This window comes from Streptomyces griseosporeus (assembly GCF_014656055.1).
Classification (GTDB): domain Bacteria; phylum Actinomycetota; class Actinomycetes; order Streptomycetales; family Streptomycetaceae; genus Streptomyces; species Streptomyces griseosporeus.
The window spans coordinates 1,250,928-1,270,781 of sequence record NZ_BNBR01000001.1; the positions used below are offsets into that span (position 1 = coordinate 1,250,928).

Below are 19,854 nucleotides of genomic sequence, written 5' to 3' on the forward strand. Positions count from 1 at the left end.
TGCCTATGCGCCTTCACGCGGCGCCCCGATCCTGCTGCCCCGGCGCGAGCCATGTCAACTATCGTGGCATTTCGCGCTTGTTGACGGCTGAAATTGGCCACAGTTGTGGCGAGACCTGGATGTGAGTTCGAACGAGCGGATAATCTCCCGGCAGTTCACAGTGACCGCCCGAGCGCGGCGCGACGCCTGTGAGAGGGCTGTGAGAGACACAGGAGACGAGTCGGTGACGGATGGCTACGAGGTTCCCGGCGCCACGGCTACATCCGCTCTGTCCGCCGTCGCCGCCCGCGTCTCCGCACTGGCCGACCGGCTCGGCGTCGCGCACGCGGAGGTCTTCGACACCGCGCGTCTGTCCGTCGAGTGCGGCGTCCCCGAACCCGTGGTCAAGGCCCTGCTGAGCGGGAGACCCGCCGGCGAGCCCGATGTGCAGGCCCGCTTCCTGCAACGCCTGGACCTGCTGCGCCGCACCCGGCTGAAGCCCAACGGCCGCAAGTACACGCAGCAGGAGATCGCCGACGGCGCCGGCATGTCCCGGCAGCAGGCCGGCGCCCTCATCAACGGCGACCGGCGGCCCACGATGGAACACTGCGACGCCCTCCAGCGCTTCTTCCGCGTCCACGCCGGCTTCCTCACCGCCGAGGACCCCGAGGCGCTCGCCGGCGCGCTCCAGCGCACCGAACAGGAACTCCTGCAGAAGCTCGCCGACCGCGAACGGGCGGCCGCCGAGGCCGCCGACGACCCGCTGGAACGGCTCCTGCAGGACCACGGGGTGCGCGGCATCGCCTGGCGGGCCGCGCAACTGCCCACCGACCAGCACCGCGACAAGGTCGCCGAATGGCTCGACATGCTCCTGGAAAGCGTCAAGCGGCCCGAGTCGTGATCCCGGGAGACAACTGTGGGCATCGGTAAGGAAATGCGCCGCCTGTGCGGCGAACTGGTCGCCGAGCTGGACCTCCCGGCACCGGCCCGGCCCGACGAGCTGTACACCGCCCTGTGCGGCGCGATGAGCAGACGCCGTGGGCGCCCGGTCCGCGTCCGTACGTCCGCCTTCCCGCCCGGCACCGCCAGCGGGCTCTGGCTCGACATGGCGGACCAGGACCTCGTCGTCATCGAGGAACGCACCGCGCCCGAGCACCAGTTGGTCATCCTCGGCCACGAGCTGTGGCACATGCAGGCCGGGCACGGCGGCCACCACGTCGACGGCGCCGGCGTCGCCGCCCGGCTCCTCGACGACACCACCGACCTCACCGCGACCGTGCGCGCGGTCGCGGCCCGCACCCGGTTCGACCTGGCGGAGGAGCAGGACGCCGAGCGGTTCGGCCTGCTCCTGGCCAGCAAGTGCCGCACCTGGCTCACGGGGGCGGCACGGGGCGCAGGGCAGGACAACCGGCAGGCGGAACATCTGGCGGGGCGGATCGGGGCGTCCCTGGGGTACCGGGGCTGACCCGGGGGCGGGAGCCGGCGTCGCCGTGCTCCCGCGCGCTGCGCTGAGCGGGCGAACCCGGAGGCGGCTCGGGCCGATTGTCAGTGGCGGGCGGCAAGCTGGGGAGTGACACCTTGCTGCGATCCACGGGGAGACCGAGCCATGCCGACCGCCGTCCTGACCGACCGTGAACGCGCCGCCGTCCAGGCCTATCTGCGGCTGCTGCAGACCGTCCGGGCCTCCTTCGCGCAGGCCGACGGGGCGCGGCCGGCGGTGGTGCCGCCCTCGGTGCTCGCCGAGGCCGAGGAGGCACTGGCCGGAGCGGGACTCGCGGGCAACGAGGAGGAGTTCTTCCGGCTGCTGCGGGGGTGGGGGTCGGCGGGCTAGGGGGTGCCGGATCCCGCGTGTGGTCCGGACTGTGCGGACACGCCCTGGTCGTACGGCAGGGCGATGGCCGTGGCCACCAGGCCCTGCTGGACCGTCCAGCGCCCCTCGAAGGCCGGGACGCGGCGGCCGGCGACGGTCGGGCCGGGCACGAGGAGCCGGGCGCGCAGACCGCCGTGTGCGGCGGTGCCGGCGTCACCGCCGGGGCCGGAGTCACCGCCGGGGCCGGAGTCACTTCCAGTTCCGGCGTCACCGCCGGTTCCGGCGTCGTCCGCCCACAGTTCGATGTCCGCCTCCGAGAAGTCCAGCCACTTGCCGGTGAGGGGGAACCACGTCTTGTACACCGACTCCTTGGCGCTGAACAGGAGGCGGTCCCAGTGGATCTCCGGGCGGGCCGCGGCCAGGCGGCGCAGCCGGTCCCGTTCCGCGGGCAGGGTCACGGCCGGGCCCACGCCCTCCGGCAGCGGCCCGTGGGGTTCGGCGTCGATGCCGAGGGAGGCCAGGTCGGTGGCGCGGACCAGGGCGGCGGCGCAGTAGCCGTCGCAGTGGGTCATGCTGCCGGCCAGGCCCCGCGGCCAGCGGGGTGCGCCGCGGTCGCCGGAGAGCACCGGCTGCGGCGGCACGCCCAGCGTCACCATGGCGCGCCGGGCGCAGGAGCGTACGACGGCGAACTCGCGGCGGCGCTTGGTGACGGCCCGCGCCACGAGCGCCGCCTCCTCGGGGTGCAGGCCGGCCTCCAGGGCCGCGGTGTCGCCCTCGTCAAGGCGGGCTTCGACGGTGACGACGGAGCCGGGCAGGAGTTCCCCGATCACCTGGGGGCGTCTTCCGCGGGCAGGATGCGGCGCGGGCGGCCGGGCGGGGTGGAGCGCTTGCGCCACTCGCGGGGGTAGCCGACCGACACCTCCTCGAAGCGGACGCCCTCGTGGTGGGTGGTGCGGGGGATGTGCAGATGGCCGTAGACCATGGCGGCGACGCGGAAGCGGCGGTGCCAGTCGGCGGTCAGCCGGGTGCCGCACCACATGGCGAACTCCGGGTGCCACAGGACGTCCATGGGGTGCCGGTCGAGCGGGTAGTGGTTGACCAGGACCGTGGGCAGGTCCTCGGGGATGCCGGACAGGCGGCGCTCGGTCTCGGCGACCCGGGCCCGGCACCACGCCTCGCGGCTCGGGTAGGGGTCGGGGTGGAGCAGGAACTCGTCGTTGCAGACGATGCCGGTGCCGTGCGCGTAGGCCAGGCCCTCCTCCTTGGTGGCGCAGCCCTGCGGCAGGAAGGAGTAGTCGTACAGCAGGAACAGGGGCGCGATCGCGACCGGGCCGCCGGGGCCGTCCCAGACGGGGTAGGGGTCCTCGGGGGTGAGCACGCCGAGGTCGCGGCACAGGTGCACGAGGTGTTCGTAGCGTTCGACGCCGCGCAGGGTCACCGGGTCGCGCGGGTGGGTCCACAGTTCGTGGTTGCCGGGCACCCAGACGACCTGGCGGAAGCGGCTCGCGAGGGTCTTCAGGGTCCAGCGGATGTCGGCGACGTTCTCCGAGACGTCACCGGCGACGAGCAGCCAGTCGTCGTCCGTGCCGGGGCGCAGCCGCTCCACCAGGGCCCGGTTCTCCGGGTATCCGATGTGCAGGTCGCTGATGGCCAGGAGCTGTCCGGCACCACCGGCCGTCGACGCCACGTCCTCCCCCTCCGGTCGCACGACTGGCACCACGACAACACATTCGGGGGCCCGGGACAAGCACCCCCGCCAGGGGCGGAGCGGGGCGGGGGATTCCGTAACACGCGCGTTGCACGCGGGGCCCCTTGAAAGCCGTATGATCTGGCCCGACACCACCGCCGGAACTCCCTTCTGACAGGGCGGTTTGGTGACCCTCCCTCCCCCCTGCCCGGGCACGGGCTGCTTCGCCCTGCCCGCGAACCGTGAAAGGCGGCCTGCATGGTCTCTCGCGTACGCGTCTGGCTCAACCGCACGTACGCGGAGAACGTGTTCTTCATGGATCAGCTGCGGCGAAATCCGAGCGATCGCGCGGTCGAGATCCACGCCACCCACGGTGACGCCGACTCCCCCGTGCTGGCCGCCGCCGACACCGCCGAGCTGGAGCCGGAGGGCCTGTCCCCGGCCGGGTACGTCGAGTACGCGCTCGACCAGTGCCGGCGGCGCGGCATCGACGTGTTCGTGCCGCGGCTGCACCAGGCCGCGATCGTCGCGCACCGCGCGGAGTTCACGGCGGCCGGTACGGCGCTGCTGGCGCCGCCACCGGAGGCCGTCGCGGTGTTCCAGGACAAGGTGATCGCCTACGAGGCCGTCCAGGCGATCGGGGTGCCGGTGCCGCCATGGCGGCGAGTGCGCGACGCCGACGGACTCCTCGCGGCTGTCGAGGAGTTGGAGGCGGCCGGGCACAAGGCGTGCTTCAAGCCGGCGTCCGGCGCGGGCGGGGTGGGCTTCCGCGTGATCACACGCGCCCCCTTCTCGCTCGCGCACCTCAACGGCTTCCCCGGCCCGTACGTGCAGCTGGACCTGGTGCTGGACGCGCTGCGGCGGGCCGAGGAGCCGGTGGACTGGCTGGTGATGCCGCGGCTGGAGCAGCCCGAGGTGTCGGTGGACTGCCTGACCGGTCCGGACAACCGGGTGCGTCTCGCGGTGGGGCGCACGAAGAACGGGCGGCGCCGGGGCTTCACCCTGCACGAGCAGTGGCTGGAGCCGGCGCGGCGGCTCGCCGAGGGTTTCGGGCTGCACTACCTGTCCAACATCCAGTTCCGGATGTTCGGTGAGCGGCCGGTGCTGATGGACGTCAACACGCGTCCGGCCGGCGGGCTGCACCAGCTGTCCCTGTGCGGGGTCAACGCCCCGTGGGCGGCGGTGCAGCTGGCGCTCGGGGAGGACCCCGGGGAGATCGTGCCGCCCTTCCTCGGGCAGGACTACACGGTGGTGTCCGGGCCGCGCCCGCTGCGGCCGGTCGCGCTGCCGCAGCAGCGGGAGCCGCTGCCGGCCGTGCCGGCGCCCGCTCCGGCGGCGCCGGTGGAATCGGCCCAGGCGGCCCAGGCCCTGCCGCTGTAGGCGGCGGCCGGAACCCGGACCTCCTACAGGTATGGACCAATTCCGCTCCACCTCTTGACAGCGAGATTGGTCCATACCAACTTGGTTGCGCACCATCCCGCACTTCCGTGCACTCCCGAACACCCCCACTCCTTCAGGGAGATCGTGTGCGCACCTCCACTCTCGGACGTCCCAGACATCGCCTCGTCGCCCTGCTCGGCACCGCCGCCCTCGCGCTCACCGGTGCCGTCGCGCTGCCCGGCAGCGCCGAGGCGGCCAACATCCTCAGCAACGCCGGGTTCGAGTCGGGCGGCCTCTCCCCCTGGACCTGCACCGGCAACCTCGGTTCCGTCGTCTCCTCCCCCGTGCACAGCGGGAGCAAGGCCCTTCAGGGGGCGGCGAGTTCGAGCGACAACGCCAAGTGCAGCCAGACCGTCGCGGTCCAGCCCAACACCACGTACTCCCTGACCGCGTGGGTGCGCGGGAACTACGTGTACCTGGGCGTGGACGGCGGCGCCTCGACCTGGACGCCGTCCGCTTCCTCGTACACGCAGCTGTCGGTGAGCTTCACGACCGGCGCCTCGCAGACCAGCGCGACCATCTACACCCACGGCTGGTACGGCCAGGGCACCTACTGGGCCGACGACATCAGCCTCGACGGGCCCGGCGGCGGGGGCGGCGGCTCCGACACACAGGCGCCGACCGCGCCGACGGGGCTCACCTCCACCGGCAAGACGTCGTCGAGCGTGTCGCTGTCCTGGAACGCCTCCTCCGACAACGTGGGCGTGACCGGCTACGACGTCTACAACGGGTCGAGCAGGGTGACGACCGTGACCGGCACGAGCGCCACCGTGGGCGGGCTGTCCGCGAGCACCTCGTACACGTTCACCGTGCGCGCCCGGGACGCGGCCGGGAACACCTCCGGCGCCTCCAACGCCGTGACGGTGACGACCAGCACGGGCGGCGGGGGCGGCACCGGGTTCAAGCAGGCCGCGCCCTATCTGTACGAGGGCTGGGGCGACCCGCCGAACCCGCAGACGGTGATGAGCGCCACCGGCATCAAGTGGTTCACGATGGCGTTCGTGCTGGACTCCGGGGGCTGCAACCCCGCCTGGGACGGCAGCCGGCCGCTGACCGGCGGCGCCGACCAGACCGCCATCAACCAGATCCGGGCCGCGGGCGGTGACATCGTCCCGTCGTTCGGCGGCTGGCAGGGCAGCAAGCTCGGCGCCAACTGCTCCTCCGCGAGCGCGCTCGCGGCCGCGACGCAGAAGGTCATCGACGCCTACGGCCTCAAGGCCGTCGACTTCGACATCGAGAACACGGACGAGTTCGAGAACGAGGCCGTGCAGGCGAAGATCCTCACCGCGCTGAAGACCCTGAAGGCCAACAACCCCGGCCTGAAGACCATCGTGACCTTCGGGACGTCCACGACCGGGCCGACGTACTACGGCAACCGGCTCATCGAGCAGGCCAAGTCCATCGGCGCCGACATCGACGTCTTCACCATCATGCCGTTCGACTTCGGCGGCGGCTCCGACATGTACGGCAACACCGTGAACGCGACGGAGGGGCTGAAGAACAAGCTGAAGTCCACCTTCGGCTGGGACGACGCCACCGCCTACGCGCACATCGGCATCTCCGGCATGAACGGCCTGTCCGACCAGCAGGAGAACACCACCCCGCAGATCTGGACCCAGATCCGCGACTGGGCCAACTCCCACCACATCGCCCGGCTCGCCTACTGGGCCGTCAACCGTGACCGGCCCTGCCCCGGCGGCGGTGTGACCAGCAACTGCTCCGGCATCAGCCAGACCAACTGGCAGTTCACCTCCATCACGGCCGGCTTCACCGGCTGACCCGTTCCGCCCCTCGGCGCCCCCCACGGGAGGCCGACGTTCCCCCGGTCCGCGGACCGGGGGAACTTTTTTTCCCGAGGGGTGTATCAGAGTCCGCGGCCGGCGCTCATAAGAGTGCAAGAGAACGGGGACGGTCCCCACGGGGGACGGGGGAGCGGGGCCCACGGGGGAAACGCACGGGGGGTGCGGGGTACGGGGGAAGCGCACGGGGGCCCGGGTCGGTCGGCCGCAGGCAACGGGGGACGGCCGACCGGCCCGGGGCGCTGAGCCCCACGGGGTCTTGCTCCTAGGTGAGATAGGCCAGGCCGGGGTGGACGGCGGTGTAGCCGTCGACCAGGCGGCGGGCCACCGTCACGGAGTCGACGAGCGGGTGCAGGGCGAACGCCTTCACGGCCGTCGCCCGGGACCCCGACTCGGCGGCGGCGAGCACCTCCCGCTCGACCGCCTTGACCGCGCAGACCAGCCCTGCGGCGTGCCCGGGCAGCGGCTCCGCGGCGAGCGGGTGCGCGCCGCTCGCGTCGACCAGGCACGGCACCTCGACCACCGCCTCGCCGTCCAGCGCGGACAGCGTGCCGCGGTTGCGGACGTTCAGGACGAGCGTGGCCCGCTCGTCGCGGGCGATGGCCCGCATCAGCGCCAGCGCCACCTTCTCGTAGCCGCCGGACAGGTCCTCCTCCTCGCGCTCGCCGGCGCCGGCGGTCTCCCGGTTCTCGGCCATGTAGGTGGCCTCGCGCTCGGCACGGGTCCGGTCCCAGGCGGCCAGCGCGGCGGTGCCCGGGTCGCTCGCCTCGGCGTAGAACCGGGCCTGCTGGTCGCGCAGGAAGGCGCCGCGGGTCTGCTCCACCTCCTGGTAGGCGCGGACGGTCTCGCGGTTGAAGTAGTAGTAGTGCAGGTACTCGTTGGGGATCGCGCCGAGCGAGCGCAGCCAGTCGGCGCCGAACAGCCTGCCCTCCTCGAAGGAGCCCAGCAGGGCCGGGTCGGCGAGCAGCCGCGGCAGCACGTCGCGTCCGGCGACGCGCAGGCCGCGCACCCAGCCGAGGTGGTTGAGACCGGCGTAGTCGACGAACGCCTCGCGCGGATCGACGCCGAGCACCCGGGCGATACGGCGGCCGAGGCCGACCGGCGAGTCGCAGATGCCGATGACGCGGTCGCCGAGGTGGCGGGACATGGCCTCGGTGACCAGTCCGGCCGGGTTGGTGAAGTTGATGACCCACGCGTCCGGGGCGAGCCGGGCCACCCGCCGGGCGATGCCGACGGCGACCGGGACCGTGCGCAGGCCGTAGGCGATGCCGCCCGCGCCGACCGTCTCCTGCCCGAGGACGCCCTCGGCGAGCGCCACCCGCTCGTCGTCGGCCCGGCCCTGGAGGCCGCCGACGCGGATCGCGGAGAAGACGAAGTCGGCGCCGCGCAGCGCCTCGTCGAGGTCGGTCGTCGCGGTCACCGCGGGCGCGTCGGGGACGCCGGCGGCCTGCTCGCGCAGGACACGGGCGATCGCGGACAGCCGGCGGTCGTCGAGATCGTGCAGGACGACCTCGGTCACCCGTCCCTCGCCGCGGTCGCCGAGCAGCGCCCCGTACACCAGCGGCACCCGGAAACCGCCGCCGCCCAGAATCGTCAGCCTCACACCCGCACCTTTCCCGCGACGACCCTCACCGCGCACCCTACGTCGCGGTGGGCGGGACGCCGGCGGCAGCACACGCCGGGGATCCGCTGCGGGGACGACGTTCAGGCGTAGCGGCTGAAGAGGGAGGCGATGTATTCCTCCAGCCGTCGCGTCAGGACACCGGCTGTCAGGTCGACGCGGCCCAGTTCGCGCCAGGGCACGGCGACCTTCTCCGCGTCCGGAGCGAAGCCCAGCGCGTCCAGCAGCCGCCAGTGGAGATGGTCGGCGGTGTCCTCGGCCAGGGTTCCTCCCGCGGCGACGTAGCGGTCGGCGAAGCGCATGCCCGCGGGGACCCCGTGCAGCAGGGCGAGGGCCGTCGAGCAGTGAGCCACGTCCAGGTCGGCCGGGCCCCAGGAGGTCTCCACCCAGTCGACGATCCCGCTGATCCGAGGGTCGTCGTCGGTGCCGGTGAAGAGGACGTTGCCGGGGTGGAAGTCGCGGTGCAGGAAGCACCCCTGCCAGGCCGGGGGCTCGCGGCGGATGACGTCGAGGGCCCGCTGCCAGAGTTCCGGCCGCTCGGTCGCCGCGGGCACGGTCACCCGCTCGGGCGAGGCCCAGGCCTGGTAGGTGCGAGGCCGCTGCTGCGCGGTCACCGGCAGCCGGTGGATACGCACCAGTTGCCGCGCCAGCAGGTCGGCGCGGGCATCGGCACCCGTGTCGCCCAGGCGCACGGTCCCCGGTAGAAGGGACATCAGCAGGGAGGGGTGGTCGCAGTACCGTGCCGTCGCGTCCACGGCCACGAGCGAGGCCGCGGGCACGTCCGTGTCGGCGAGCAGGCGCAGGACGGCCGCCTCGCGAGTCAGCAGACCCTCCGCGTGCCGGCGGAAGAAAGGCTTGACGAAGGACCGCAGGACGAGTGGGCGCCGACCGCCGGGACCGCGCAGGTCCAGGCGGCGCATCTCCGACGTCCAGCCGCCGCGCAGCCGCACCGCCTTCTCGACGCGCTCCCCCTCGGACAGCCCCTTCTCCACCCAGGAGCGCGTGGCACCCCAGCCCTGACCACCGAGATCCGTGCCGATGTCCTCGGCCCCCTCGTCCGAACCCACGCAGGCAGGTTATCCGCCTCCCGCCGCACGCATGCCGTGAACCCGCATCGCAACAGTGCCGGGAAACAGCCGGAGGCTGCGCGCCGGTGACGACCCGCCGATATCCCTCTCGCCGGTGAGGACCGGGCCGCGAGCGGCTGGTGATACTGGAGGCCCGCAGCCGCTTCGGCGTGCGCGCCCGCGCCCGCACCCGCCCCGGCAGCCGCCCGAGGAGCCGCCGATGTCCCGCCGTCCCTGGATCTCCGGCGCGCGTGACCGTCTGCGCGCCGCCCCTCGGTACGCCGTCGACGCGGCGCTGGCCGCGCTGGTGCTGTTCGCCGTCTCGCTGCCGTGGATCTTCCCGGAGCACGGGGGCGACCGGCTGTCCTGGCAGGGCTGGCTGCTCGGCGCGGCGACCGCCGTACCGCTGGTGTGGCGGCGCCGGGCGCCGTTCGCGACCGCCTGGGCGGTGTCGGCGGCCACGCCGGCGATGGCCGTCCTGCACGCGCCGCCGCCGCACGTGATGTACGGCGGGTTCGTCGCCCTGTACACCCTGGCCGTGCTGGGCCGGCCCTGGCAGCGGCGGCTGATGCTGGCCGGCTGGCTGTGCGGGGTCGCCGTGACGATGACGCACAAGCAGGAGCCGCAGCCCTACGAGTACGCCTTCCAGCTGCTCAGCGTCGCCGCCGCGTACGGGTTCGGGATCCTCGCCCGGGTGCAGCGCGCCTACACGGCCGAGCTGGAGGACCGGGCGCGGCGGCTGGAGCGGGAGCGCGCCGCCGACGCCGAGCGGGCCCGGGCGCAGGAGCGGGCCCGGATCGCCCGGGACATGCACGACATCCTCGCCCACGCGGTCAGCCTGATGGTGGTGCAGGCGGAGGCCGGGCCGGTGGTGGTGCGCAGCGATCCGGCGCGCGCGGAGGCCGCGTTCGACGCGATCGCCGCGTCCGGGCGGGACGCCATGACACAGCTGCGGCGGATCCTCGGAGTGCTCAAGGAGCAGCCGGGCGCGGCGGTCTTCCCGCAGCCCGGACTGGCCGCGCTGCCCGAGCTGGTCCGGCGGGTCGGCGCGTCCGCCGGGCTGCGCACCGAGCTGCGCACCACCGGCACGCCCCGCCCGCTGCCCCCGGACACGGAGATCGCCGCGTTCCGCGTGGCGCAGGAGGCGCTGACCAACACCGTCAAGCACGCGTACGCTTCCCGCGCGGAGGTGGAACTCGGCTGGACGGAGGAGACGTTGACCCTGACGGTGACCGACGACGGGCGCGGGCCCGCGGGCACGCCCGGCGGGCACGGGCTGATCGGCGTCCGGGAGCGGGCCGCGGCGTGCGGCGGCACCGCGGAGGCCGGGCGCGCTCCGGGCGGCGGCTTCCGGGTCGTCGTACGGCTGCCGCTGTCCGCCGACCGGCAGGCGGCGGTGGGATGAGCCTGCGGGTGGTCGTCGCCGACGACCAGGAGCTGGTCCGCAGCGGCTTCAGCATGATCCTCGACGCGCAGCCGGACATCGAGGTGGTCGCGGAGGCCGGGGACGGGGCCGAGGCGGTCGCCGCGGTGGAGCGGCACGACCCGGACGTGCTGCTGCTGGACATCCGGATGCCGGTGATGGACGGCCTGGAGGCGGCCCGGCGCGTGTGCGCGGGGTCGGCCTGCAAGGTCGTCATGCTCACCACGTTCGACCTGGACGAGTACGTGTACGAGGCGCTGTACGCGGGCGCCAGCGGCTTCCTGCTCAAGGACGTCCGCCGGGACGACCTGGTGCACGCCGTGCGGGTGGTCGCGGCCGGGGACTCGCTGCTGGCGCCGGCCGTGACCCGCCGTCTGGTCGCCGACCTGGTGCGCCGCCGCCGGGCGCGGGCCGCCGAGGAGGTCACGCCGGGGCGGCTGGACGTGCTGACCGCCCGCGAGGTGGAGGTCCTGCGGATGCTGGCCCGCGGGCTGACCAACGCGGAGATCGCCACGACGCTGTTCGTCAGCGAGCACACCGTCAAGACGCATGTCAGCAACGTGCTGAGCAAGCTGGGCCTGCGCGACCGGGTGCAGGCGGTGATCTGCGCGTACGAGACGGGCCTGGTCACCCCCGGCTCATGAGGGGTCGCCCAGCTCCTCGAACAGGGTGAGCTGAAGGGCTGCGGGTGCCTCCAGGCGGGAGTTGAGGGAGTTCCAGGGGGTGCGGGTCGGCTCTGCGAGCACCTCCGCGCCGGCGGCGGCCAGCCGCGCGGTGACCGCCGCGGAGTCGCCGACCTGGAAGGCGACCCGGACGTGCCCGGCGACGCGCCGGCCCACCTCGACGTCGTCGATGAACGCCGCGTGGTTCGGGTCGGTGATCTCCAGGGTGGCCCGGCCGGCCTCCAGGATGGTGACGTGGCCGCCCGGCGAGGAGAACGCGGCCCGCTCGGGCAGCCCGAGGACGTCCCGGTAGAAGTGCAGGGCCGCCTCGTAGTCGTCGGCGGTGACGACCAGTCGCAGTTCGCGGACAGCGGGTTCGCCGGACATGGGACTCCTTCTCGATCACGGGTACCGTCCGGGTCAACGACCGTACCCCCAGCGCGATTCCCTCCCCCGCGCGACCGATCCCGGCGCCCGGCTCCCCCGTACGAGCGAGGCCTGTGAACCGCTCGCTCCGGCGATCCGGGGGCCGGGGGTGCGGCGGGAGTCTGTGGGCGTAGCCGATGGACGAAAACTGCCGGGAGGGGCCGTGCTCGACACGCTCGCCCGGGTGGCGACGCGCCGCCCGCTGACCGTCATCCTGTTCTGGACGCTGTTCCTGCTGCTCGGCTTCGGCCTCGGCACGGGCGTCTTCGGCCGTCTGTCCGACGAGGTGCCGAACGTGCCGGGCACCGAGTCGCAGCGCGCCGCCGCGTACCTGCGGCACGCCGACCCGGACGGCGACACCGTCGTCGGCGTCGTCGAGGGCGCCAGGGTCTCCGGCCCCGCCCTGCGCGGCCAGGTCGAGCGGGCGGTCGCCGAGGTGCGCGCGGTCGGGGGGATCGCCGCCGTTCCCGACCCGTACACGACGCGCGGGCTCGTCGCGGCCGACGGACGCGCGCTGTTGATCCCCGTCACCCTGAAGGGCGGTCTGGACGACGCCGCCGAGAAGCGGGCGGTGGACGCCGCCGCCGAACGCATCCGGCGGATCGACGCGCCCGAGGTCCATGTCAGCGGCGGCCCGCTGCTCGGCACACAGATCGGCGAGCGGGCGCAACAGGACGTGCGGAACGCGGAGTTGATCTCGCTGCCGGTCGTGCTGGCGCTGCTGCTCGTGGTGTTCGGCGGGCTGCGCGCGGCCGGGCTGCCGCTGCTGGTCGCGGTCAGCGGGATCGCCGGCGCGTTCCTCGCCCTGTTCGGCTTCAGCCAGGTCACGGGCATCTCGGTGTACGCGATCCAGGTCACCACCATGCTGGGCCTCGGACTCGCCGTGGACTACGCCCTGTTGATGCTGGTCCGCTTCCGCGAGGAGCGCCGGCACACTCCGGACGTCACCGAGGCCGTGCACCGCACGGTCGCCGCGGCCGGGCGGACGGTGCTGTTCTCCGGGCTGACGGTGGCGGTCAGCCTGACCGGGCTGCTGGTGTTCCCCAGCACGTTCCTGCGGAGCATGGGGCTGGCCGTGGCCGCGGTGGTGGTCGTCGACATGCTCGCCGCGCTCACCCTGCTGCCCGCGCTGCTCGTCAGGTTCGGCGGGCGGATCGCCCCGGCGAAGGAGCGGCCCGCGGGTGAGGAGGGCCGTCCGTTCGCCCGGCTGGCCCGCTTCGCGGCGCGCCGCCGCGTCGCCGTGCTCGCCGTGGTCGTGCCCGTGCTGCTGGTACTCGCCCTGCCGGTGACGGGGATGCGCATCGCCATCGGCGACGCCCGGCAGCTCCCGTCGCACACCGAGGCCCGGCAGCTGTACGACACCGTGGACGCCCACTTCCCGCCCGGCACCGGCGTCTCCCCGGTCCTCGCGGTGCTGCGCCCCGGCACGGACCCGGCGACCGCCGGCCGCATCCGCGCCCTGTCCCCCGGCGCGCAGAGCCGCACCCTGCCCGACGGCACGGAGGTCGTCCGGCTGCGGCCGTCCGGCCGCGTCGACGGCGCCTCGGCGACCGCCCTGGTGGAGCGGGTGCGCGAGCTGCGCGGCACGCAGCCGGTGCAGGTCACCGGGACCGCGGCCCGGCTGGCCGACTTCCGGGCGATGCTCGCCGACCGCGCGCCGTGGGCGGCGCTGACCGTGCTGGCCGGGATCTTCGTGCTGCTGTTCGCGTTCACCGGCTCGGTGCTGGTCCCGTTGCGGACGATCGCGACCACGCTGCTCAGCCTGGGTGCCGCGCTCGGCGTGGTGGTGTGGGTGTTCCAGGACGGGCATCTGGCGGGGCTGCTGGGCGCCGAGGGCCTGGGCGCGCTGAGCCTGACCGCGCCGCCGCTGATCGTGGCCATCGCCTTCGGACTCGCCATGGACTACGAGCTGTTCATCCTCGCCCGGATGCGGGAGGCCCGGCAGCTCACCGGCGACGACCGGGAGGCCGTGGCCGACGGACTGCGCCGCTCCGGCCGTGTGGTGACCTGCGCGGCGCTGCTCCTGGCCGTCGTGTTCGCCGCGTTCATGACCGGCGGGTTCTCGCCCATCCTGCAGATCGGCCTGGGCCTGACCCTGGCGGTGCTGATCGACGCGACCGTCGTCCGGATGCTGCTGGTGCCGGCGACGATGACGCTGCTGGGCCGGTACGCGTGGTGGGCGCCCGCGCCGCTGCGCCGCCTGCACGACCGGTTCGGGCTGCGGGAGGCACCGGGCCGTCCCGAGGGCGCCTCGGCACCGGCACATTCCGCATTCATGCGGTGAACTCGCCCCGCCCGCACAGACTTTCCGTGCTTCAACTCTTGACGACCGGAGGGAGCGGGAGCACATTGGGGCCACTTTGAGAGCGCTCTCAAGAACGGTTCGGGAGCGCTCCCGAAGCGGCATCCGCACTTCCCCACAGCACCGAGAGGCACCCCCCTATGCGTGACTCCTCCGGCACCCGCTCCAGACGGCGCCCGCTGCGGCGGGCGCTCGTCGCCGCGATCTCCGCGCTCGGCATCGCGGCGGCCGCGGCCACCCTGGCGTCCCCGTCCGCCAGCGCCTCCGCGCCACCGGCCCCGTCCGGCTGGACGCAGGTCTTCGTCGACGACTTCAACGGCCCCGCGGGCACCGGTGTCAACACGGCCAACTGGCTGTACGACACCGGCACGTCCTACCCCGGCGGCGCGGCCAACTGGGGCACCGGCGAGGTGGAGACGATGACGTCGAGCACCTCGAACGTCTCGCTCGACGGCAACGGCAACCTGCGCATCACCCCGCTGCGCGACTCCTCCGGACGCTGGACCTCGGGCCGTATCGAGACCGTCCGCACCGACTTCCAGCCCCCGGCCGGCGGCAAGCTGCGCGTCGAGGGCCGGATCCAGATGCCCAACGTCACCGGCACCGCCGCCGAGGGCTACTGGCCGGCCTTCTGGGCGCTCGGGTCGCCGTACCGGGGCAACTACCAGAACTGGCCCGGCGTCGGCGAGCTGGACATCATGGAGAACGTCCAGGGCCTGAACAAGGTCTGGGGGACGATGCACTGCGGCACCAACCCGGGCGGCCCGTGCAACGAGACCACCGGCATCGGCAACTCGACCGCCTGCCCGAACACCACCTGCCAGTCCGGCTTCCACACCTACGCCATGGAGTGGGACCGCTCGGTGAGCCCCGAGGCGATCCGCTTCTCCGTGGACGGGGTCGTCTACCACACGGTGACGGCCGCTCAGATGGACGCCGCGACCTGGGCCAACGCCACGAACCACGGCTACTTCCTCATCCTGAACGTGGCCATGGGCGGCGGCTTCCCGGACGCGTTCGGCGGCGGCCTGGACGGGGACACCCAGCCCGGCCACCCGATGGTCGTGGACTACGTGCAGGTGCTGTCGACCGGCGGTGGGAGCGGTACCACTCCCCCGCCGAGCGGCAACCGCGACGCCTACAGCGCCATCCAGGCCGAGTCCTACGACAGCCAGTCCGGCACGATCACCGAGACGACCTCGGACAGCGGCGGCGGCAAGAACATCGGCGCGATCGCCAACGGCGACTGGGCGCTGTACAAGGGCGTCAACTTCGGCTCCACGGCGGCCCGGCAGTTCTACGCCCGGGTGGCGAGCGGTGCCGCGGCCGGGGTGAGCGGCCTGGTCGAGGTGCGCCTGGACAGCCGCAGCAACGCGCCGATCGGCAGCTTCGCCCTCGCCAACACCGGCGGCTGGCAGTCCTGGCGCACGGTCCCGGCGAACATCAGCGGCGTCACGGGCACCCATGACGTCTACCTGACCTTCAGCAGCGGCCAGCCCGCGGACTTCGTCAACGTCAACTGGTTCGACTTCGGTCACTGAGCCACCGACCGACCGGCACGCCCCGAAGGCCTCCCCACCCCCCGGGCCTTCGGGGTCCGGCCGGGCTGACACGAGTTGCCAGTCGTCCGGTTGACGCGCGTAGTCTCCGGCCCCATCCTGGCACCGGCCGCCCCGACGGCGGCCGGTCAGCTTCCGATGACAGGACGGACGGTCGGGAGGCCGGATGTTCAGACGCGTGGCACGTCTCCTTCTCTCCTTTGTCATGATCTCGACAGGTGTGCTGCTCGGTACGGTCGCCACCACCGGCACGGCACACGCCGACGAGTGCTACACCTGGAGCCGCACCCTGTCCCAGGGCGCCTCCGGCAGCGATGTGACCCAGCTGCAGATCCGGGTCGCCGGCTGGGTCGGCTCCGGTGAACGGCTCTCCTACGACGGCCAGTACGGCGAGCGGACGGCCGCGGCCGTGAAGAAGTTCCAGGCCGCCTACGGGCTGCCCGCGGACGGCGTCGCCGGCCCGCAGACGTACAGCAAGATCTACGCCCTCCAGGACCCGGACTGCACCCCGGTCCACTTCAGCTACGCCGAGCTGAACAAGTGCAACTCGGACTGGTCGGGCGGCGCCGTGCCGGCTGCCACCGCCAAGGCGAACGCCCTGAAGACCATGTGGAAGCTGGAGGCGATGCGGCACGCACTCGGTGACGTGCCGCTCACGATCTCCAGCGGCTTCCGCTCCTACGCCTGCAACAGCGCCGTCGGCGGCTCCTCCACCAGCCGCCATCTCTACGGCGACGCGGCCGACCTCACCGGCTCACCGAGCCTGTGCCGCCTCGCCCAGGAGGCGCGCACGCACGGCTTCTCGGAGATCCTCGGCCCGGGCTACCCCGACCACAACGACCACACCCACGTGGCGCTCGACCCGTCGCCGTACTGGTCGGCCCCCAACTGCGGCATCTGACCCGCGACTTCACCCGGCCCCGGCGGTCTGCCGCAGCTCCGCGCGGAAGGCCGCCGGGGTCATCTCCGTGTGCTGGTGGAAGAACTTGGAGAAGTTCGCCGCGTCGGGGAACCCCACCGCGACGCCGACGCGACCGATCGGCAGGTCGGTGTGGGCGAGGAGGCGTTTGGCCTCCAGCACCACCCGCTTGTCGATGAAGCCCTTCGGGGTCTCGCCGGTGGCGGCGCGCACCGCGCGCACCAGGGTGCGGCGGGAGACGGCGAGGGCGTCGGCGTAGGCGCTGACGCTGTGATTGGTGGCGAACCCCTCCTCCACGGCGTCCCGGAAGAGGGTGAAGGTGGTGTCCGCCCGGCGGCGTTCGGCCTCCGCGGAGCTGGCCGCCAGGTGCGCGAGACGCAGCAGGAACGCCGTCAGCTGATGGCGCAGCACCGCCGTGTGCAGGCTGAGCGGGAGCGAGGTGTCCTCGTACTCGCGCCGCAGTTGCGCCAGGGAGGCGTGCAGCGCGGCGAGCCGCTCCTCGTCGGGCCGCAGCAGCGGCGGCAGGTCGTAGCGGTAGAGGCCGGTGGCCTCGACGGTGGCGCGCGGCAGGAAGCCGGGCTGCATGGTCAGGACGGTTCCGCGGTACTCGCTCTCCTCCGAGAAGCGGTGGACCTGGCCCGGGCGGATCCAGAGCACGTCTCCGACCCCGGCCTCGTACTCGGCGAAATCGACCATGTGGCGGACGGGACCGGCGGAGAAGAACATCACGACGTGGAAGTCGATGCGGTGGACGCGGTGCAGCGGCGCGTCCGCGTGCCAGGTGTGCCCCGCGCCCATCGGGCCGACCTGCATGCCCACACCGCCGACGCTCAGGTCGACCGGGAAGGGGAAGGTTCTGATTCCGTCCGTGTCCTGGCTGTCCTGGCCGCCGGCCGCGCCTTGCTGTGATCTGTCCGCCATGTCCTTCTCGTACCGCCCGGCTCGCGCTCTAGCTGTCCCACTTTCACCACAGGCTGACACACGCCGACCTTCCCGAGAAAAAGTCAGACTTTTAACTTTGAACACGTCAGACCACCGATACGGCTCCTGATGAGGATTTCTTGAAGATGAGCACGCAGACATCCGACAGCTTCGAGTGGACCGAGCTCGACCGGCGTGCCGTCGACACCGCCCGCCTTCTGGCGGCCGATGCCGTACAGCGGGTCGGGAACGGCCACCCGGGCACGGCGATGAGCCTGGCCCCGGCGGCGTACACGATCTTTCAGAAGGTGATGCGTCACGACCCGGCCGACCCGGAGTGGACCGGCCGCGACCGCTTCGTGCTGTCGCCGGGCCACACCTCGCTCACCCTCTACACCCAGCTCTACCTCGCCGGGTACGAGCTGGAGCTGGACGACCTGAAGGCCTTCCGCACGCACGGCTCGAAGACTCCCGGCCACCCGGAGTACGGCCACACGGCCGGCGTGGAGACCACCACCGGCCCGCTCGGCCAGGGCGTCGCCAACGCCGTCGGCATGGCCATGGCCGCCCGCTACGAGCGCGGCCTGTTCGACCCCGAGGCCCCGCGGGGCGAGTCGCCGTTCGACCACATGATCTGGGCGATCGTCTCCGACGGCGACCTGCAGGAGGGCGTCTCCGCGGAGGCCTCCTCGCTCGCCGGCCACCAGAAGCTCGGCAACCTCGTCTTCCTCTACGACGACAACCACATCTCCATCGAGGGCGACACCGCGACCGCGTTCTCCGAGGACGTGCTGAGGCGCTACGAGGCCTACGGCTGGCACACCCAGCGCATCGAGCCCGCCGGGAACGGCGACATCGACGTGCACGCGCTGTACGCGGCGCTGAAGGCGGCGCAGGCGGAGACCGAGCGCCCCTCGATCATCGCGATGCGGACGATCATCGCCTGGCCGGCCCCGAACGCGCAGAACACCGAGGCCTCCCACGGCTCGGCGCTCGGCGAGGACGAGGTCGCCGCCACCAAGCGGGTCCTCGGCTTCGACCCGGAGCAGTCCTTCGAGGTGGCCGACGAGGTCCTCGCCCACACCCGCCAGGCCCTCGACCGGGGCGCGGAGGCGCACGCCGCCTGGGACAAGCAGATCGCCGCCTGGCGCGGCGAGCAGCCCGAACGGGCGAAGCTGTTCGACCGGATCGTGGCCGGTCAGCTGCCCGAGGGCTGGGAGGACGCGCTGCCGGTGTTCGAGGAGGGCAAGGCGGTCGCCACCCGTGCCGCCTCCGGCAAGGTGCTCCAGTCGCTCGGTGCGGTCCTGCCCGAGCTGTGGGGCGGCTCCGCCGACCTGGCCGGCTCGAACAACACCACCATCGACAAGACGTCGTCGTTCCTGCCGGAGGGCAACCCGCTGCCCGAGGCCGACCCGTACGGCCGTACCGTCCACTTCGGCATCCGCGAGTTCTCCATGGCCGCGGAGATGAACGGCATCGCCCTGCACGGCAACACCCGCATCTACGGCGGCACCTTCCTGGTGTTCTCCGACTACATGCGCAACGCGGTGCGCATGTCGGCGCTGATGCAGCTGCCCGTCACCTACGTCTGGACGCACGACTCCATCGGTCTGGGCGAGGACGGCCCCACCCACCAGCCGGTCGAGCACCTGGCTTCGCTCCGGGCCATCCCGGGCCTGAACGTCGTCCGCCCGGCCGATGCCAACGAGACCGCCGCCGCCTGGGCCGAGATCCTGAAGAGGCACGCCACCCGTCCCGCCCCGCACGGGCTCGCGCTCACCCGCCAGGGCGTGCCGGTGTACGCGCCGAACCCGGACGCGGCCAAGGGCGGGTACGTCCTGCGCGAGTCCTCGACGACGACCCCGGAGGTGATCGTCATCGCGACCGGCTCCGAGGTGCAGCTGGCGGTGGCCGCGCGCGAGCGGCTGGAGGCCGAGGGAATCGGCACGCGCGTGGTGTCGATGCCGTCCGTGGAGTGGTTCGAGGAGCAGTCCGCCGAGTACCGCGAGAGCGTCCTGCCGGCCGCCGTGAAGGCCCGCGTCGCGGTCGAGGCCGGGATCGGCCTGACCTGGTACCGGTACGTCGGCGACGCCGGACGCATCGTCTCCCTGGAGCACTTCGGCGCCTCCGCCGACGCGAAGACCCTGTTCGTCGAGTACGGCTTCACCCCCGAGAACGTCGCCGCAGCAGCGCGGGAATCCCTCGCTGCCGCGCGTGGTTGATCCGACCGCCAGAAAGA

Annotated in this window: 17 protein-coding genes; 11 read left to right on the plus strand and 6 right to left on the minus strand. The window is 73.0% G+C overall.

The window, feature by feature from the left end; all coding sequences use genetic code 11:
- The first annotated feature begins 223 nt into the window (after positions 1–223).
- The 3 genes from IE308_RS05525 (at position 224) to IE308_RS05535 (ending at position 1,810) form a co-directional block, all read left to right on the plus strand.
- Positions 224–880, plus strand: coding sequence for a helix-turn-helix domain-containing protein (locus tag IE308_RS05525; protein ID WP_110633203.1), 657 nt, complete (start codon positions 224–226; stop codon positions 878–880).
- A gap of 15 nt (positions 881–895) precedes the next feature.
- On the plus strand, positions 896–1,444 hold the full coding sequence (locus IE308_RS05530) for a toxin-antitoxin system, toxin component (protein ID WP_110633201.1): 549 nt from the start codon (positions 896–898) through the stop codon (positions 1,442–1,444).
- Positions 1,445–1,585: 141 nt separating this feature from the next.
- Positions 1,586–1,810, plus strand: coding sequence for a hypothetical protein (locus IE308_RS05535; RefSeq protein WP_110633198.1), 225 nt, complete (start codon positions 1,586–1,588; stop codon positions 1,808–1,810).
- On the opposite strand, the gene IE308_RS05540 is transcribed toward IE308_RS05535, so the two are convergent.
- Together IE308_RS05540 and IE308_RS05545 are read right to left on the minus strand one after the other, a co-directional pair.
- Positions 1,807–2,619 carry a 4'-phosphopantetheinyl transferase family protein gene (locus tag IE308_RS05540; RefSeq protein WP_190216812.1) on the minus strand — a complete coding sequence of 271 codons (813 nt, stop codon included), beginning with the start codon at positions 2,617–2,619 and terminating at the stop codon, positions 1,807–1,809. The two genes, IE308_RS05535 and IE308_RS05540, sit on opposite strands and share 4 nt — an antisense overlap.
- Positions 2,616–3,476: a metallophosphoesterase family protein gene (locus IE308_RS05545; RefSeq protein ID WP_110633192.1), complete on the minus strand. Its 861-nt coding sequence runs from the start codon at positions 3,474–3,476 to the stop codon at positions 2,616–2,618. The genes IE308_RS05540 and IE308_RS05545 overlap by 4 nt, the downstream gene beginning before the upstream one ends.
- 258 nt (positions 3,477–3,734) lie before the next feature.
- Between IE308_RS05545 and IE308_RS05550 the strand changes: the two genes are divergently transcribed.
- Both IE308_RS05550 and IE308_RS05555 read left to right on the plus strand, forming a co-directional pair.
- Positions 3,735–4,856: an ATP-grasp domain-containing protein gene (locus IE308_RS05550; RefSeq protein WP_110633189.1), complete on the plus strand. Its 1,122-nt coding sequence runs from the start codon at positions 3,735–3,737 to the stop codon at positions 4,854–4,856.
- 146 nt (positions 4,857–5,002) lie between these two features.
- Positions 5,003–6,694 (plus strand): carbohydrate binding domain-containing protein, encoded by a 1,692-nt coding sequence (locus IE308_RS05555; protein ID WP_190216813.1) that lies wholly within the window; start codon positions 5,003–5,005, stop codon positions 6,692–6,694.
- A 286-nt stretch (positions 6,695–6,980) separates the two neighbouring features.
- On the opposite strand, the gene IE308_RS05560 is transcribed toward IE308_RS05555, so the two are convergent.
- Both IE308_RS05560 and IE308_RS05565 read right to left on the minus strand, forming a co-directional pair.
- On the minus strand, positions 6,981–8,318 hold the full coding sequence (locus IE308_RS05560) for a 6-phospho-beta-glucosidase (protein WP_190216814.1): 1,338 nt from the start codon (positions 8,316–8,318) through the stop codon (positions 6,981–6,983).
- Between the two features lie 101 nt (positions 8,319–8,419).
- Entirely contained in the window at positions 8,420–9,403 is a 984-nt protein-coding gene (locus IE308_RS05565) for a phosphotransferase family protein (protein ID WP_190216815.1), read from the minus strand.
- Positions 9,404–9,623: 220 nt separating this feature from the next.
- Here IE308_RS05565 and IE308_RS05570 point away from each other — a divergent pair, with 220 nt between their 5' ends.
- Together IE308_RS05570 and IE308_RS05575 are read left to right on the plus strand one after the other, a co-directional pair.
- The gene (locus IE308_RS05570; protein WP_190216816.1) at positions 9,624–10,808 is read left to right on the plus strand and encodes a sensor histidine kinase; all 1,185 of its coding nucleotides are present in this window, start codon (positions 9,624–9,626) and stop codon (positions 10,806–10,808) included.
- Positions 10,805–11,470: a response regulator gene (locus IE308_RS05575; RefSeq protein WP_190216817.1), complete on the plus strand. Its 666-nt coding sequence runs from the start codon at positions 10,805–10,807 to the stop codon at positions 11,468–11,470. Before IE308_RS05570 ends, IE308_RS05575 begins: the two co-directional genes overlap by 4 nt.
- Here the strand turns inward: IE308_RS05575 and IE308_RS05580 are convergent.
- Entirely contained in the window at positions 11,465–11,875 is a 411-nt protein-coding gene (locus IE308_RS05580) for a VOC family protein (RefSeq protein ID WP_110633171.1), read from the minus strand. The two genes, IE308_RS05575 and IE308_RS05580, sit on opposite strands and share 6 nt — an antisense overlap.
- 202 nt (positions 11,876–12,077) lie before the next feature.
- Between IE308_RS05580 and IE308_RS05585 the strand changes: the two genes are divergently transcribed.
- The 3 genes from IE308_RS05585 to IE308_RS05595 all read left to right on the plus strand — a co-directional run bounded on the left by IE308_RS05585 (position 12,078) and on the right by IE308_RS05595 (position 16,676).
- On the plus strand, positions 12,078–14,198 hold the full coding sequence (locus IE308_RS05585; RefSeq protein WP_190216818.1) for an MMPL family transporter: 2,121 nt from the start codon (positions 12,078–12,080) through the stop codon (positions 14,196–14,198).
- 158 nt (positions 14,199–14,356) lie between these two features.
- Positions 14,357–15,757, plus strand: coding sequence for a glycoside hydrolase family 16 protein (locus IE308_RS05590; RefSeq protein ID WP_190216819.1), 1,401 nt, complete (start codon positions 14,357–14,359; stop codon positions 15,755–15,757).
- 184 nt (positions 15,758–15,941) lie between these two features.
- Entirely contained in the window at positions 15,942–16,676 is a 735-nt protein-coding gene (locus IE308_RS05595; RefSeq protein ID WP_110633163.1) for a D-Ala-D-Ala carboxypeptidase family metallohydrolase, read from the plus strand.
- Between the two features lie 9 nt (positions 16,677–16,685).
- On the opposite strand, the gene IE308_RS05600 is transcribed toward IE308_RS05595, so the two are convergent.
- Positions 16,686–17,615 (minus strand): helix-turn-helix domain-containing protein, encoded by a 930-nt coding sequence (locus IE308_RS05600; RefSeq protein WP_190216820.1) that lies wholly within the window; start codon positions 17,613–17,615, stop codon positions 16,686–16,688.
- A gap of 146 nt (positions 17,616–17,761) precedes the next feature.
- Between IE308_RS05600 and tkt the strand changes: the two genes are divergently transcribed.
- Complete coding sequence (tkt, locus tag IE308_RS05605) at positions 17,762–19,837, plus strand: transketolase (protein WP_190216821.1); 2,076 nt, start codon at positions 17,762–17,764, stop codon at positions 19,835–19,837.
- Positions 19,838–19,854: the final 17 nt, after the last annotated feature.

Bases quoted from the DNA above. Each gene is read 5' to 3' on its own strand.
- IE308_RS05535 (WP_110633198.1), top strand. From the start codon at position 1,586: ATGCCGACCGCCGTCCTGACCGACCGTGAACGCGCCGCCGTCCAGGCC.
- IE308_RS05550 (WP_110633189.1), top strand. From the start codon at position 3,735: ATGGTCTCTCGCGTACGCGTCTGGCTCAACCGCACGTACGCGGAGAAC.
- IE308_RS05570 (WP_190216816.1), top strand. From the start codon at position 9,624: ATGTCCCGCCGTCCCTGGATCTCCGGCGCGCGTGACCGTCTGCGCGCC.
- IE308_RS05575 (WP_190216817.1), top strand. From the start codon at position 10,805: ATGAGCCTGCGGGTGGTCGTCGCCGACGACCAGGAGCTGGTCCGCAGC.
- IE308_RS05580 (WP_110633171.1), bottom strand. From the start codon at position 11,875: ATGTCCGGCGAACCCGCTGTCCGCGAACTGCGACTGGTCGTCACCGCC.
- IE308_RS05590 (WP_190216819.1), top strand. From the start codon at position 14,357: ATGCGTGACTCCTCCGGCACCCGCTCCAGACGGCGCCCGCTGCGGCGG.
- IE308_RS05595 (WP_110633163.1), top strand. From the start codon at position 15,942: ATGTTCAGACGCGTGGCACGTCTCCTTCTCTCCTTTGTCATGATCTCG.
- IE308_RS05600 (WP_190216820.1), bottom strand. From the start codon at position 17,615: ATGGCGGACAGATCACAGCAAGGCGCGGCCGGCGGCCAGGACAGCCAG.
- tkt (WP_190216821.1), top strand. From the start codon at position 17,762: ATGAGCACGCAGACATCCGACAGCTTCGAGTGGACCGAGCTCGACCGG.